13 protein-coding genes are annotated in these 14,255 nt (G+C 68.1%); 7 read left to right on the forward strand and 6 right to left on the reverse strand.

The genetic code is table 11. The features are described from left to right. The first annotated feature begins 200 nt into the window (after window positions 1-200). Entirely contained in the window at window positions 201-881 is a 681-nt protein-coding gene (locus tag RMCB_RS28305; RefSeq protein WP_072278564.1) for a TetR/AcrR family transcriptional regulator, read from the forward strand. Here the strand turns inward: RMCB_RS28305 and RMCB_RS28310 are convergent. After that, window positions 828-2,516: an aldehyde dehydrogenase family protein gene (locus RMCB_RS28310; RefSeq protein WP_062831404.1), complete on the reverse strand. Its 1,689-nt coding sequence runs from the start codon at window positions 2,514-2,516 to the stop codon at window positions 828-830. The genes RMCB_RS28305 and RMCB_RS28310 overlap by 54 nt on opposite strands. A 3-nt stretch (window positions 2,517-2,519) precedes the next feature. Further along, the gene (locus RMCB_RS28315) at window positions 2,520-3,560 is read right to left on the reverse strand and encodes an oxygenase MpaB family protein (protein WP_062831477.1); all 1,041 of its coding nucleotides are present in this window, start codon (window positions 3,558-3,560) and stop codon (window positions 2,520-2,522) included. Window positions 3,561-3,651: 91 nt separating this feature from the next. On the opposite strand from RMCB_RS28315, the gene RMCB_RS28320 reads away from it, so the two are divergent. The 3 genes from RMCB_RS28320 to RMCB_RS28330 all read left to right on the forward strand — a co-directional run bounded on the left by RMCB_RS28320 (window position 3,652) and on the right by RMCB_RS28330 (window position 7,577). Continuing rightward, a complete protein-coding gene (locus RMCB_RS28320; protein ID WP_109784452.1) occupies window positions 3,652-4,350 on the forward strand; it encodes a TetR/AcrR family transcriptional regulator in 699 nt (232 codons plus the stop codon). A gap of 63 nt (window positions 4,351-4,413) precedes the next feature. After that, window positions 4,414-7,014: a LuxR C-terminal-related transcriptional regulator gene (locus tag RMCB_RS28325; protein WP_062831406.1), complete on the forward strand. Its 2,601-nt coding sequence runs from the start codon at window positions 4,414-4,416 to the stop codon at window positions 7,012-7,014. 122 nt (window positions 7,015-7,136) lie between these two features. Further along, window positions 7,137-7,577, forward strand: a complete 441-nt coding sequence (locus RMCB_RS28330) for an SPW repeat protein (protein ID WP_029370809.1) — start codon at window positions 7,137-7,139, stop codon at window positions 7,575-7,577. Here RMCB_RS28330 and RMCB_RS28335 read toward each other — a convergent pair. After that, window positions 7,557-8,729, reverse strand: coding sequence for an ankyrin repeat domain-containing protein (locus RMCB_RS28335; protein WP_062831407.1), 1,173 nt, complete (start codon window positions 8,727-8,729; stop codon window positions 7,557-7,559). The genes RMCB_RS28330 and RMCB_RS28335 overlap by 21 nt on opposite strands. 241 nt (window positions 8,730-8,970) lie before the next feature. Then, entirely contained in the window at window positions 8,971-10,674 is a 1,704-nt protein-coding gene (gene ilvD / locus RMCB_RS28340) for a dihydroxy-acid dehydratase (RefSeq protein WP_062831408.1), read from the reverse strand. A gap of 78 nt (window positions 10,675-10,752) precedes the next feature. Here ilvD and ricR point away from each other — a divergent pair, with 78 nt between their 5' ends. Next, window positions 10,753-11,082, forward strand: a complete 330-nt coding sequence (gene ricR, locus RMCB_RS28345; RefSeq protein WP_029370806.1) for a copper-sensing transcriptional repressor RicR — start codon at window positions 10,753-10,755, stop codon at window positions 11,080-11,082. Here the strand turns inward: ricR and RMCB_RS28350 are convergent. Both RMCB_RS28350 and RMCB_RS28355 read right to left on the reverse strand, forming a co-directional pair. Beyond that, on the reverse strand, window positions 11,079-11,378 hold the full coding sequence (locus RMCB_RS28350; protein WP_062831409.1) for an MTH1187 family thiamine-binding protein: 300 nt from the start codon (window positions 11,376-11,378) through the stop codon (window positions 11,079-11,081). The genes ricR and RMCB_RS28350 overlap by 4 nt on opposite strands. 8 nt (window positions 11,379-11,386) lie before the next feature. Continuing rightward, a complete protein-coding gene (locus tag RMCB_RS28355; RefSeq protein ID WP_029370804.1) occupies window positions 11,387-11,776 on the reverse strand; it encodes a PPOX class F420-dependent oxidoreductase in 390 nt (129 codons plus the stop codon). 64 nt (window positions 11,777-11,840) lie between these two features. Between RMCB_RS28355 and RMCB_RS28360 the strand changes: the two genes are divergently transcribed. Then, the gene (locus RMCB_RS28360; protein WP_062831410.1) at window positions 11,841-13,067 is read left to right on the forward strand and encodes an MFS transporter; all 1,227 of its coding nucleotides are present in this window, start codon (window positions 11,841-11,843) and stop codon (window positions 13,065-13,067) included. 142 nt (window positions 13,068-13,209) lie between these two features. Beyond that, on the forward strand, window positions 13,210-14,223 hold the full coding sequence (locus RMCB_RS28365; RefSeq protein WP_062831411.1) for a L,D-transpeptidase: 1,014 nt from the start codon (window positions 13,210-13,212) through the stop codon (window positions 14,221-14,223). The last annotated feature ends 32 nt before the right edge of the window (window positions 14,224-14,255 follow it).

Below are 14,255 nucleotides of genomic sequence, written 5' to 3' on the forward strand. Positions count from 1 at the left end.
GGATGAGCACGGGGATCCAGAACCGTCTCAAGAGCTTCATGTTTCGCTGGTCAGCCTTTCGGGTGCGCGACGAGACAGCTGTCCTTGCCGTACGACAAGTGAAACCTATACAGTCGGCTAACTTCAATCAAGTCGATTGGGTAATCGAAGGTGTGACCTGAGACCCCCTTGGGTACGCTCCTGGCGACGGAGGGACGAGTGTGGCGAAGGCAGTAGCGCCGCGCGGGTTCGCGCGTGAACGAGTGCTGGAAGCGGCACTCGCTCTATTCGCCGAGCACGGGGTCAACGGCACGTCCCTGCAGATGATCGCCGACCGGCTCGGGGTCAGCAAGGCCGCCGTGTACTACCAGTTCCATTCGAAGGACGAGATCGTCCTGGCGGTCGTGCAACCGGTGTTCGACGATATGGCCCGGTTGGTCAGGTTCGCCGAGACCATGTCCACACGTGAGGCCCAACGCGAAGTCGCGATCAACGGCATGGTCGAACTCGCGGTGCGCCACCGCCGGGTGACGGCGGTGTTCCACGGCGACCCGGCCATCGACACCATCGTGAACAGCCGGGCGGACCTCGCCGAGATCATCGAGCAGCTCACCGCGATGCTGCTGGGCGACGAGCCCGACGTGGCCACCCGGATCATCATCTCTGTGCTGGCATCCGGGATCTACGGCAGTGCAACCGATCCCAAGCTGAGCGACGTCGGTGACGACGATCTGCAGCAGGTGCTCCTGGACTGCACCCAGCGGCTGTTGCGCACGCGAGGAGCAGGTGAGGATCTGCGCACGCGAGGAGCAAGTGAGGATCTGCGGGCGCAAGGAGCAAGTGAGAGCTCAGCCGCGCAGCGCGGAGGCGAAGATAGCCGGCAACTTGCCCCATCCCGGTGAGCCGGCGAAGTCGACCAGAAGCCGGCCCGTGGTGGCCGCGGTGCGGTTGTTGACGAACCACGGCGGCTTCGGCGACAGTGACCACTCCCGGTGCAGCACCGAGCGTGGCGCCGGCCGGAAGGGACCCCGCACGACCGTCCGCTCGGGCCGGTCGATCAGGAAAGCGTAGTGCACGACGCCGACTCCGCTCTGGATGTCGTTGCGCAAGTGGCCGGGGTACGCGCCCCACGTCGCGGTGGGAGTCAGGTAACCGACGCCCGTCCAGGCGTTGACGGCGATGGTGCCGTAGCGCAGTCGGGCGATCAGCTCCTCGAACTGCTCGCCGAGCCCGGCGATGGTGTCGGGGTGCGCGATGATGTTCACCCCGAGCGTGCCGACGAACTCGTCGTTGGCGACCCGGACCGCTTCCTCGGCGAATTGCTCACCGGCAGAATCGAGTTCGATCACGCCGAGGACCGGGCTGAAGTACTCGGTACGCAGCAGTGCCTGCCGATCCTGCGGATCGACCACGAGCACGCGGGCTCCGTTGACACCGAGGTGCTGGGCGTCCGGATAAGACGCGTCGGCGCCGGCCACCCGGGCATCCGAGCCCGGGTAGTACGCCGGCCGCTGCGGTGCGTCGTTGATGGCCTTGCGCAGCGCCGCGATGAATTCGTTGCGTTGCGGCCAGTGCTTGGACAGCACCACTACCTGGGCGGCGATGCAGTTGTATCCGTTGTTGTGTAGCCGCTGCGTCGCGACATGGTGGGCCTGGAACTGGATGTCTGCCTTGCTCCACTGACCCGGCAGGATGATCGTCGGCGATACTCCGCCCAGCTCGGCCGTCATCTCCTTGTCCAGGACCGGCTCGTCGGCGGCCTTACGGGCCGCGCCCTCGGTGCCGGTGCCGAACACGATCGCGTCGTAGGTCAACGCGCTGCCGGTCATGTGCACGTGGTCAACGAGCTTGTGCCGCACCAGATATGTGCCCTCCTCGGCGCCACCGGTGAGGATCCGCACCGCGCCGACGGCGATGAACGGGGCGAGCACCTTGGACAGCACCGGAAGCAGCGGATCGGTGATGGGGTTGAGCTTGAGTGCCACCACGCGGTTGTTGGCGAACAGTTCGTAGATGGTGTCCAGCGGCGCGATCGAGAAGATGTTGCCCGCCCCGAGTACCGCGCCCACGCCGTGGGTATGGCTCGGGTCCCGCTGGGCCAGTCCCGCGGCCCGCACCGCCTCGGCCTGCCCGATGCCGGGCTGCAGCCACACGTCGGCGCTGAAACCGGACAGCAGCAACTGGTCGAAGGTGGTGAGCGGCAACGCTTTCACGGTGATCCGCCCACCCGGGGCGGTGCCGAACTCGGCGTCGTCGAGCGGGCTGCGTCCGGCTTCGAGCTTGGCCAGGCTGTCCGAGAGAGCCGCCAGGCCGAAGGTCAGGGCGTACGGGCCGGACATCCACTCCTCGCCCACCAGCGGCGAGGACGCGTCGAGTCCCTTGATGCCGGCGGCGGCATGCACCCATTCGGCGGTGTGTTCGACGGTGAGTGTGCGCATCTCGTCGAGCAGGCGCCTGCGGGCGGCCAACGGCAATGCTGCCCAATTCTTTTCGCCCTCAACGAGTTCTTCGAGGGCGCGGTCGATCTGTGCGGTCATAGGTCAGCTCGCGGTCTTGTCGAATTCCAGCAGTGCATCGTGATGGTTGTGCGCATAGGGCGTGGGCCCCTCGCCGGTTGCCCGCTTGGCCACGATTTGACTGTACTGCTCGAACGGCGTCGGCTTGGCCCACTTGGCGCGGGCTTCTGCCGGGGTGTAGGTGACTGTGTTCTTGGCCGGGATGCCCAGCAGCACGGGACCGACGATCGGCGTGGTGTGCGGCGTCGTCAGGTCCAGTGCCTTGATCTCCAGCCGCGGATTGCTCGCGATCAGCTTGAGGAACGGACGCACCACCACGCGGGCAGCGACGTCGGCGAACCGATTCTGCGGGATACCGCCGAGCAGCCGCATCCATTGCGGCATGGTGGCGATGATGGCGGCGCGCATCGGGACGTTGAACGCCTTGCGCAGCAGGTGCGGCATCTTCTCCGGCAGGATGTGGTACCCGAGATCGCACAGGTAATCCATCATTCGCTGGGCCACCTCGGAGCCGACCAGGTCGGGACGGAAGCTCTCGAAGTATTCGCGGATGCCCTCGCGGGTGCGCGGCACGTCGTCGGGATTGATGGTCTGGAATTCGGCGGCCCGTGCGCACTCTTCCCAGTACTGCAGCTCCTCGGCCTCGGTGAGCTTGCCCGGGCCGAACATCTCGTAGGTGTAGAGGATCGAGTGCCAGGCCGTCAGGTGGATCCACAGCTGCGAGTGCGGATCGTTGGCGTCGAAGGGGCGCTTGGTGATGGGCTCGGTGCCGATGGCCTTCGAGTGGATCTTGACGAGGATCTCCGACGCGTCGAGCACCGACTTGGCGTCGCCGAAGGCCACCAGCGCGAAGTACTGCATGGTCCGGTCGTAGCGCAGCCGGGGGCGGGCGTAGACCTGCCCGGTGGCGTCGACGGCGGCCGCCAGGAATGGGTCCAGGTGCTCGATGGTGACCGCGCGCGAGAAGCCCAACAGCATCGAAGTGGGGTAACTCCACACCTTCCAGGTGACCGATTCGGGGCCGAAGAAGCCGTAGTCCTCGGCGGGGGCGAGTGCCGCGCTCATCTGCGTCATTCCCTTCGAAAGGAGGTGGTACAAGCTGTACCAGTTACGGTATGGTACGTCACGTACCAGTTAATTGGCTAGGGTGTGTTCCGTGGAGTCAGTCAGCGGCCGGACAAGCAGATGGGCCGGACAGCGCGAACGCCGCCGGGCCGAGTTCGTCGACGCGGCGTTGGCGGCCATCGCCGAGCACGGGCCGCAGACTTCGACCGAGCAGATCGCCGCATACGTCGGCGTCACCCGCACCAAGCTCTACCGGCATTTCACCGATGCGGCCGACCTGCAGCGCGCGGTGGCGCAGCGGGCCAGTGAGATGCTCAACGCCGAGCTGGCGCCGCTGTGGACACCCCACGGTTCGATGGCCCAGATCATCGAGGCCAGTGTGGGCGCCCACGTGCGGTTCCTCGTCGACCACCGCAATCTCTACCGCTACCTCGCCCGGTGTTCGCTCGGCGAGGACGCGCCAGACGCGATCGCCGACATCAAGCTCACCATCGGTACCCAGCTGTGCCAGTTGTTCGCTGTGTACCTCAACGCTTTCGGCGTCGACACCGACCCGCAGCCGCTGGCGTTCGCCATCGTCGGGCTCGTCGAGTCCTCCGCCGGTCGGTGGCTCGACCATCCGGGGCAGACATCGGCCGACGGGCTGGTCGCCGATCTGGTGCGCTGGATCTGGTTGCTGGTCGACGACACACTGCGGGCCGGCGGCGTCCATCTGGACCGCGACGAGCCGCTGGCGACGCCGGACGTTATCGCAGCCGACACGCAGCGTTATCGGATGGTGGGTCAATAACGGTCCCTGTGAACGCTTCGCGCCCTATCCTGACCTCGGGGAACCCGGTTCTTGAGGGGTGGCATGACGCTGACGGGACGCAACGACGAGCTCGGCACCATTCGTCGGGTGTTGCACGGCAGCAAGCATTGCGGCGTGATGATCGTCGGGCCGGCCGGCGTCGGCAAGACCGCACTGGCCCGTCAGGTGCTCAGCCAGGCCGCCACGACCGGTGACCGCACCAGCTGGTTCGTCGGCACCGAATCGGCCAGGTCGCTGCCGCTGGGCGCGTTCACCGGAGCCATCAGCCAGGACATGTGCGATCCGCTGCCCAGCGTCCGCAGGCTGATCGATTCCTTTGTCGCGCAACAACACCAACGGCGCAGCATGATCGGGGTCGACGACGCGCACCTGCTCGACGAGCTGTCCGCGCACGTCCTGCACCAACTCGCCCAGGCCAGGGGAGTGCGGCTGGTGGTCACCGCACGGGCGGGTGGCGCCGCGCCCGACGCCGTCACCGCGTTGTGGAAGGACGGCCTGCTCGCGCGGCTCGATCTGGAACCGCTTTCGGGCGAGGCGACGCGCGCGTTCATCGAGCAGACGCTCGGCGGCCCGGTCGACAGCCGCAGTGCGCGGCGGTTCTGGAAGCTCACCGGCGGCAACGCGCTATACCTGCAGCAGGTACTGAAAGACCAGATCGACGGCAGGCGCCTGCGGCGGGTGGCCGGGGTGTGGATGTGGGACGGCGACCTGGCGGTGTCGCAGAGCATCACCGACATGGTGGGCAGCAACCTCGACCGGTTGCCTGCCGGCCCGGCCATGGTGGTCGACCTGCTGTCGCAGTGCGAACCGCTCGATGTCGACGTGCTGTGCGACCTGGTGGGCCGCGAGGAGCTGGAGGCCGCCGAGAACCTGCGGGTCGTCACCGTGGAACGCGACGGGTCGCGGCTGCAGGTCCGGCTGGCCCACCCGCTCTACGGTGAGCTGCGTCGCGCGAGTGCCGGTGAGATGCACCTCTCGGGGCTGCGGGGACGGCTCGTCGAGCGGCTGTCGTCGCATCCCGACGACGATCTGAGCGCCACGGTTCGGCGCGCCCTGCTGATGCTCGGCTCGGACCTCAAGCCCGACCCGCAGCTGTACCTCGACGCCGCCCGAGCGGCGATGACACTGCTGGATCCGCACTCCGCGGACCGCTTCGCCGCCGCGGCCGACGAGTGCGGCGCCTACGAGGCCGCGCCGATGCGGGCGATGGCGCTGCTGTTGCTCGGCCAGGGTGCGCAGGCGGAAACCGTTCTGGCCCAGATCAGTTCGGATGGGCGGCCGGACGCGCACCACTGGGCGACGCTGCGGGCGGCCAACCTGACCTTCATGCTGGGCCGTCCCCGCGATGCCGCGGTCATCCTCGAAAAGCTGGCGGCCGGCCCGGAGTCGGAGGCTGACCGGGCGGCCCGGCTGGCGATCCAGGCCGGCGTCGACGCGGTACTGGGGCACTGTGAGGCGGCGCGCGAAAAGTCCCGGGCTGCAATCGCATCGGGTCTGCTGCCGGACTACCACGCCATGATCGCGGCAGTGGCACTGACGATGGCCCTCGGTGCGCTCGGCGAGGTCGGCGACCTCACTGCGGTGGCCACCGAGGCGATCGACCGGGCGATCAACTCGTTCGAGTCATCGCAGATGCGGTTCTGGTACGGCGGCGTGTACGCCCGGGCCTGCCGGCTGACCGGGCGCATCGACGAATGTGTGCGCAACGCCAAGCAACTGGCGGATTCGGCGCGTGACCTGCCCGGCCTGGCCCAGGCCAACCTGGCGTTCCTGCTCGGCCATGCCGAATTGGTACGCGGCGCGATCCCCGACGCGGTGGGGCTGCTGCACGAAGCGCTGGCAGGCGTCGAAACCCACGGTGGCTCAACAGGTCTGCGCCCCGCCAGCTGCTTCGGCCTGGCCGAGGCGCACGGCAAGCTCGGGCAGGCCGAGGAGGCGGCCCAGGCGCTGGCGCAGGCCCGGCAGTGGGTGCCCGACGACTACGTCTACATGCAGACCAACCTCTCGCTGGCGACCGGCTGGGCGTTGGCCGCAGGCGGATCGCTGACCGAGGCCATCGGTGCCGTCCGTGCCGCCGCCGCCGAGGCCCGCGAACGCCGCCAACCGACCCATGAACTCGCCTGCCTGCAGGCCGCGACCCAATGGGGTGACACATCGGGTGCTGCCCGGGCTGCCGAACTGGCAGCCGAGTTGCGACTTCCGCTGGCGGACGCGGTCGCTCGGCACGCTGCGGCACTCGCTGCGAACGACGGTCCTGGCCTGCTCGACGCGTCGACCCGGTACCAGGCGATCGGTGACCGGGTGACCGCCGCGGACGCTGCGGCACAGGCGGCTGTTGCGTTCAGCGGATCCGGGCAGGGCAAGCGCGGGCTGTACGCCGCGGCGGTCGCACGCCAACTCGCCACCGACTGCGGCGGCATCTGTACCCCGGCCCTGCGGCACCCGGCAGGGCAGCCGCTGACCCAAAGGCAGCGTGAGATCGTCGAATTCGTGGTGGCCGGGCTGTCCAACCGCGAGATCGCCAAGCGCCTCGTGATGTCGGTGCGCAGCGTCGAAGGCCACCTGTATCGCGCGTGTCAACGCGTCGGGGCGAGCTCGCGGGAGGAACTCGCGGCGATCGTGCGGGGCGGGTTTCGGGCGTAGCCACGGCGGGCGATCCGCGCCGATTCTGCCCGCTCCGACCACCGCCAACGCGCGTAATCTGGGCAGTGATGGATGGGTGCGGCAAGGCCGAACCCCTTGCCGCGTAACGGAAGGGGTAGAAAATGACAACGGTCCATTCGTCAATCGATCAACACCCCGACATCCTGGCGCTGCGGGCCCGATATGACCGCGTCGCCGAGTCGATGGCCGCGCAGGCGACGTTCGGCTTGACGTTGATGGCCGGGCTCTATGTCGCCCTGTCGCCGTGGATCATCGGCTATCAGGGGTTCACCCGGCTGTCGGCCAACGACCTTCTGGTCGGTGGCACCGTCGGATTCCTGGCGCTGTGCTTCGGGTGCGCGCTCGACCGCAGCCACGGCATGACGTGGACATTGCCGGTCCTCGGTGTGTGGCTGATCATCTCACCGTGGATCTACGTCAGCGGGCCGACCGCGGGCATGATCTGGTCGCACGTCATCAGCGGGGCGGTGGTGTTCCTGCTCGGCCTGTATGCAACGTATCTCGGTATGCGAGTGCGTAATTCAGACACCAGGCACGCCTGAGTGGGGGTCGGTCGAGTAGCCGCGGAGTACATCGGCCGCCTCGGTCTGATAGGCGTGCTCGGCCCATTGCAGCGGCGTGGAGCCGAACCGCCCATCGGTCAGTGACGGGTCGGCGCCCGCGTCCAGGAGTCTGCGGATCAGCACCAGGTCGCCGTCCCACGCGGCCTGGTGCAGCGGCGTGGCGCCCTCGTCGTCGCGGGCGTTGGGGTCGTCGGGAAAGGTGGGCACTTTCACGTCGGCCCCGGATATGTCGATGCCGTGGCGCGCCAGCAGCTCGAGTCGCTCGGTGAAGCCGTGCTCTGCTGCCCAGTGGATCTGGCGCTGCCACATCTGTTCTCGAGTTTCCATGGCCTCACCGAGTCGGCGCTCCCACGGGCTGGGCTCGGCATCGGCCAGGCCATGGGCGAACAGCAGATCCAGGTGGGAGTTGTCGGGCCGGAACATCCGGTTGTAGAGGGTCTGCTGGTCGGCGGGATGGGCTCCGCGTTGTAAGAGCAGGGTGGCCAACGCGGTGGCGTGCGGGTGGCGGGGCTGACGCCGCGGGCCTTGCTCGCCCTCGCCGAACACCCCGGTCAACAGCGTGAACGGCGTCGACAGACCGCACCACAGGTAGCCGGTGTTGGGGTCGGCGCCTGCGTCGAGCAGCAGCGCCGCGGCCGTGGTGACACGTTCGGCGCTGTGGCCCAACGGAACTCGTGAGTAGCAGAGGTACATCAGCGGCGCCCAGCCGAACGGTCCACCGCCGGTGTTGGCGAGCGTGGGCCGCTTGGTCAGGTGATCGGCGAGCGCGTCGGGGTCGGCGGCCGCAGCGGCGGCCCACACGCTGCGCGCGACGATTGTCGGGTCGGCTGCCAGCAGGTCGGCTGCGGACTGCCAACGGGGTGGGGCGTCGGACTCGTTGTAACGCAACGATGCCCAATTGCAGAAGCGGTCGGCCGGGTCGAGGGCGTTCTCGCCGACGGCGCCCGGGTCGACGCTGAGTGCGGCCGCTTCGCGCAGGTAGTGCACGAGAGCGGGCCAGCCGGTGAAACCGTAGTTACGCGCGACCGCGAGCTGAGCCTGATGCAGTGGGGTGTGATCCGCGCGCTGCAGCCTGCGCGCTTCGTCGCGGAGCTTGTCCAGTGACGGGTTGCTGGGGAGTCGGCTGGCCATGACGGCCTCCTCTCATACGCCCGCGTCCGCGATTCGGGCCGAGAAGAGGTCGGTCACAAGGTAAGTCAACCAGCAGGGAGGCTGAGCCTCTTCGAGCGGACATCGGGCGTTCCTGCGCGCCTGACGTCACTGTACCGGCCCGCGAGCGTGCACGGAATGCTGGAGATTTGCGGTGTGTCGGCCAGCAGACATGCACGCTCGCGGTGCAGAGGGCTAGGTGCAGAGGGCTAGGTGCAGAGGGCTAGGTGCAGACGGCGCCGACGGCAGCGGACTGGACCAGCTTGGTGTATTTGGCCAGCACGCCGGTCTTGTACCGCGGGGGCAGTGGCTGCCAGCCGTCCTTGCGTCCGGCCAGTTCGGCTTCGTCGACGAGGATGTCGAGTGTGCCGTTGGCGACGTCGAGGCGGATCCGGTCACCGTCTTTGACGAACGCGATGGGCCCGCCGTCGACGGCCTCCGGGGCGATGTGCCCGACGCACAGACCCGTCGTCCCGCCGGAGAACCGGCCGTCGGTCATCAGCAGCACATCCTTGCCCAGGCCCGCGCCCTTGATCGCGCCGGTGATGGCCAGCATCTCGCGCATACCGGGGCCGCCCTTGGGGCCCTCGTAGCGGATGACCACGACGTCGCCGTGGGTGATGGTGCCGTCCTCCAGCGCATCGAGCGCGGCGCGTTCGCGCTCGAAAACCCTTGCGGTGCCTTCGAACACGTCGGAGTCGAAGCCCGCGGACTTGACCACGGCGCCCTCTGGGGCCAGCGAGCCGTGCAGGATGGTGATGCCGCCGGTGGGATGGATGGGGTTGTTCATCGCGCGCAGCACCTTGCCGTCCGGGTCGGGCGGCGCGATGTGGGCGAGGTTCTCGGCCATGGTCTTGCCGGTGACCGTCAGGCAATCCCCGTGCAGCAGACCGGCATCCAGCAGCGCACGCATCACCACGGGCACGCCGCCGATCTCGTCGACGTCCTTCATGACGTGGCGGCCGAACGGTTTGACGTCGGCCAGGTGTGGCACCTTGTTGCCGATGCGGGTGAAGTCGGCCAGTGTCAGCTCGACCTCGGCCTCCCGGGCGATGGCCAGCAGGTGCAGCACCGCGTTGGTGGACCCGCCGAAGGCCATGACGACGGCGATGGCGTTCTCGAACGCCTCTTTGGTCAGGATGTCGCGCGCGGTGATGCCGCGGCGCAGCATTTCGACGACGGCTTCTCCGGACTTGCGGGCGAACTCGTCACGCCGCTTGTCGATGGCGACGGGAGAGGCGCTGCCCGGCAACGACATTCCGAGTGCCTCGGCCGCCGAGGCCATGGTGTTGGCGGTGTACATGCCACCGCAGGCTCCCTCGCCCGGACAGATGGCGCGCTCGATGATGTCGACATCCTCGCGCGACATCAGCCCGCGGGCGCACGCGCCGACGGCCTCGAAGGCGTCGATGATCGTGACTTCCTTCTCGGTGCCGTCGGTCAGCTTCGCGACACCGGGCATGATCGAGCCGTTGTAGAGGAAGACGTTGGCCAGGTCCAGCCGGGCTGCGGCCATCAGCATGCCGGGGATCGACTTGTCGCAGCCGGCCAGCAGCACGCTGCCGTCGAGGCGCTCGGCCTGCATCACCGTCTCGACGCTGTCGGCGATGACCTCACGCGACACCAGCGAGAAATGCATGCCCTCGTGGCCCATCGAGATGCCGTCGGACACCGAGATGGTGCCGAACTCCAGCGGGTAGCCACCGGCGGCGTGCACGCCCTCCTTGACGGCCTGCGCCAGCCGCTGCAGCGACATGTTGCACGGCGTGATCTCGTTCCACGACGACCCGACGCCGATCTGCGGTTTGCCCCAGTCGTCGTCACCCATGCCCACCGCGCGGAGCATGCCGCGGGCTGCGGTCTTCTCGAGTCCGTCGGTGACGTCGCGGCTGCGCGGCTTGATGTCAGGTGTTTCCGAGGAGGGCATGCATGCAGTATGCCGCCTGCCGTTTCTCCCGGCCAAACCAGTCTTTATACCCCGGAGGGGTACCGGTATGCTGGTCTGATGGATGTGGTTGAGGGCTCTGGGACAAACGGCGGCACGCCGTCCACAGCGCATGGCTACTCGCCCCAGAAGGAGAACTACGCCAAGCGGCTGCGCCGGATCGAGGGGCAGGTCCGCGGCATCGCGAAGATGATCGACGAGGACAAGTACTGCATCGACGTCCTCACCCAGATCAGCGCCGTCAACAGCGCGCTGCAATCGGTCGCGCTGGGCCTGCTCGACGAGCACCTGGGCCACTGCGTCAGCCAAGCCGTGGCCGAGGGCGGCGAGCAGGCAGACGCCAAGCTCGCCGAGGCCTCGGCCGCCATCGCGCGGCTGGTGCGGTCCTAGTTGCCGAGCTCGCGCTCGATGCGTTCGACCTTCGCGGTGAGCTGACCGGTGTAGCCCGGGCGAATATCGGCCTTGAGCACGAGGCTGACGCGCGGCGACACCGCCGCCACTGCTTCGACAGCCCGCTTGACCACGCCCATGACCTCGTCCCATTCACCCTCGATGTTGGTGAACATCGCGTTGGTCTCGTTGGGTAAGCCTGATTCGCGGACCACCCGCACGGCTTCGGCCACGGCGGCGCCGACACCGCCGGACTCGTCACCGCCCATCGGGCTGACACTGAAGGCGACAATCATGGCGGGGCCTAGTGCTTGCTGTAGAGGGTCGGGCGCACCACCAGGACCACGCGGTCGGCGGCGTCGGCCGGAACTTCGGTCAGCGATCCGCTGTAGCGGTCGTTGAGCTTGAGGAAGAACTCCGCCTTCGGATCCGGCACGATCTCCTCGACCACACCGCGGACCTCCAGGTAGCGGTACGGATTGTCGGGATCGTGAATCGACATCGCGACCGCGGGGTTGGCCGTCACGTTGCGGTATTTCTGGCGCTTGGTGGTGTGGGTGAACCGCAGCCGGGAGCCGTCCCAGTCGAACCACATCGGATTGACCTGGGCCGTGCCGTCCGGCCGGGTGGTGGCCAGATGGCCGAACAACGGCCGATCGAGCAGGTCTTCAAACCCATCCGGTACAGCAACCATTACGTATCCCTTCGGTTCGGTTGTCCGAAACTGCAACGCCTACCCGTTACCGTGGCATCCCACCATGACCGTCGAGCTGTCGTCGACATCCACAGGCCCGTGGACGGTGCGCGTCGCCGCATCGCTCACGGTGCTGGCCGCAGCGGCCTTCATCTACGTCACCGCCGAGATCCTCCCTGTCGGCGCGCTGCCGGTGATCGCCGCGGACCTGCGGGTCAGTGAAGGCCTCGTCGGCAGTCTGATGGCCTGCTACGCGCTGGTCGCCGCGGTGACCACCGTGGCCCTGGTGCGGCTGACCGCATCCTGGCCGCGGCGTCGCACGCTGCTCGCGACGCTGGTGTGCCTGGCCGTCTCGCAAGCGGTTTCGGCCGTCGCGCCGAATTTCGCGGTCCTGGCCGGCGGGCGCGTGCTGTGCGCGCTGACCCACGGTCTGATGTGGTCGGTGATCGCGCCCATCGGAGCCCGGCTGGTGCCGCCCAGCCACGCGGGCCGAGCGACCGCGGCGGTCTACGTCGGTACCGGCCTGGCGCTGGTGGCGGGCAATCCGCTGACCGCGGCGATGAGCGAGCTGTGGGGTTGGCGGATGGCCGTGGCGGCGGTGGCAGGCGCGGCCGCCGTGGTGGCACTGGCGGCCTGGGTGATCCTCCCGCCGATGCCGGTGGCCCGCGACGAAGTGCCTGCCCGCCAGGTGCATCGCCGCAACGGCCGGTTGATGACGCTCTCCGGGCTGACCCTGATCGGTGTCACCGGGCATTTCATCGCCTACACGTTCATCGTGGTGATCATCCGCGACGTGGTGGGTGTGCACGGACCGCATCTGGCGTGGCTGCTGACCGGATACGGCATCGCCGGCCTGATCGCGATGGCGGCCATGGCCCGGCCGCTGGACCACTGGCCCAAAGCCTCGGTGGTGGCCTGTCTGGGCGCGCTGGCCGCGGCCCTGGTGGCGTTGACGACGCTGGCGTTCGGCCACGCCGGCGGCATGGCGACGGTGCTGATCGGCGTCGCCGCCGTGGTGCTGTGGGGCGCGGCGTCGACGGCACTGCCCCCGATGCTGCAGGCCTCGGCGATGCGCACGTCACCCGAGGACCCCGATGGCGCGTCCGGTCGCTACGTGGCCGCCTTCCAGGTGGGCATCATGGCGGGCTCCCTGGTCGGTGGTGTGCTCTACGACAACGCCGGTCTGGCCGTCATGATCGCCACATCGGCGGGTCTGATCGTCGTCGCGATGGCCGGAGTGCTGGCCACGCGCGACGTTTTCAAGGTTTCCTGCGCAACCACCGGGAAGTAACGCTTGACACCTCCGCGCCGACTGACAGTGCAGTTCAGCGCCGTGGATGCGGCCGGAGTCGGGGTGTCATGGCCTCTCGCGGCAGTAGCTGGTCTCCGCGCTGTGCGACACTGGAGAAAGTTCTGCTGTCTGGAGGTTATCTATGCCGAAATCGGCAAAACGCAGACTGATCACCGTTTTCATGGCCGCGGGATTGGTCGGCGGACTCGTGTTGAGCCCGTCCGCACTGGCGGATCCCGACGTGCCCCCGGCACCTGTGGACCCAGCTTTCCCGCCGCCACCTCCAGGCGTGCTGCCTGCGCCCGATCCAGCCAACGCGGCCGATCCGCTGGCCCCGGCCGCGCAACCGGCCGCCGTTCCGCCGTCGGTCACCAACTACGGCGCCCCCGCCGTCATCCCCTCGGGCACCCCCCCAGGCCAGAACCCGACCCCCTACACGGGCGAGCCGGTGTTCCTGCCGCCGTCCTTCAACCCGGTCAACGGGTCCATGGTCGGCGTGGCCAAGCCCATCTACATCCAGTTCCAGCGGCCCATCGCCGACAAGAAGCTGGCTGAGGACGCCATCCACATCTCGTCGAATCCGCCGGTCCCCGGCCGGTTCTACTGGGTCAACGACACCCAGGTGCGCTGGCGGCCGCAGGACTTCTGGCCGGCCAACACCGTGGTGAACATCGATGCGGGCGGCACCAAGTCCAGCTTCCGCGTGGGCGACTACCTCGTGGCCACCGTCGACGACAAGGCCCACCAGATGCAGGTGATGCGCAACGGGAAGCTGGAGAAGACCTTCCCGGTGTCGATGGGCAAGCCCGACGGCAAGCACGAGACCAAGAACGGCACGTACTACGTGCTGGAGAAGTTCCCCAGCATCGTCATGGACTCGGCCACCTACGGCGTGCCGAACACGTCACCCGAGGGCTACAAGCTGACGGTGCAGGACGCGGTCCGCATCGACAACAGCGGCGCGTTCGTGCACAGCGCCCCGTGGTCGGTGGCCGATCAGGGCAAGCGCAACGTGAGCCACGGCTGCATCAACCTCAGCCCGGAGAACGCGCAGTGGTTCTACGACAACTTCGGCAGCGGTGACCCGGTCGTCATCAAGAACTCCACGGGCCTGTACAACCAGCCCGACGGTGCTTCCGACTGGCAGATTTTCTAGCCGCAACTCTTCTCGCCGCAACTCTTCTAGCC

It is taken from the genome of Mycolicibacterium brisbanense (genome assembly GCF_001570425.1).
Classification (GTDB): Bacteria; Actinomycetota; Actinomycetes; order Mycobacteriales; family Mycobacteriaceae; genus Mycobacterium; species Mycobacterium brisbanense.

Excerpts from the sequence above, each read along its gene's own strand:
- RMCB_RS28310 (WP_062831404.1), bottom strand. The coding sequence starts at position 2,516 with ATGACCGCACAGATCGACCGCGCCCTCGAAGAACTCGTTGAGGGCGAA.
- RMCB_RS28315 (WP_062831477.1), bottom strand. The coding sequence starts at position 3,560 with ATGAGCGCGGCACTCGCCCCCGCCGAGGACTACGGCTTCTTCGGCCCC.
- RMCB_RS28325 (WP_062831406.1), top strand. The coding sequence starts at position 4,414 with ATGACGCTGACGGGACGCAACGACGAGCTCGGCACCATTCGTCGGGTG.
- RMCB_RS28330 (WP_029370809.1), top strand. The coding sequence starts at position 7,137 with ATGACAACGGTCCATTCGTCAATCGATCAACACCCCGACATCCTGGCG.
- RMCB_RS28335 (WP_062831407.1), bottom strand. The coding sequence starts at position 8,729 with ATGGCCAGCCGACTCCCCAGCAACCCGTCACTGGACAAGCTCCGCGAC.
- ilvD (WP_062831408.1), bottom strand. The coding sequence starts at position 10,674 with ATGCCCTCCTCGGAAACACCTGACATCAAGCCGCGCAGCCGCGACGTC.
- ricR (WP_029370806.1), top strand. The coding sequence starts at position 10,753 with ATGGATGTGGTTGAGGGCTCTGGGACAAACGGCGGCACGCCGTCCACA.
- RMCB_RS28350 (WP_062831409.1), bottom strand. The coding sequence starts at position 11,378 with ATGATTGTCGCCTTCAGTGTCAGCCCGATGGGCGGTGACGAGTCCGGC.
- RMCB_RS28355 (WP_029370804.1), bottom strand. The coding sequence starts at position 11,776 with ATGGTTGCTGTACCGGATGGGTTTGAAGACCTGCTCGATCGGCCGTTG.
- RMCB_RS28360 (WP_062831410.1), top strand. The coding sequence starts at position 11,841 with ATGACCGTCGAGCTGTCGTCGACATCCACAGGCCCGTGGACGGTGCGC.
- RMCB_RS28365 (WP_062831411.1), top strand. The coding sequence starts at position 13,210 with ATGCCGAAATCGGCAAAACGCAGACTGATCACCGTTTTCATGGCCGCG.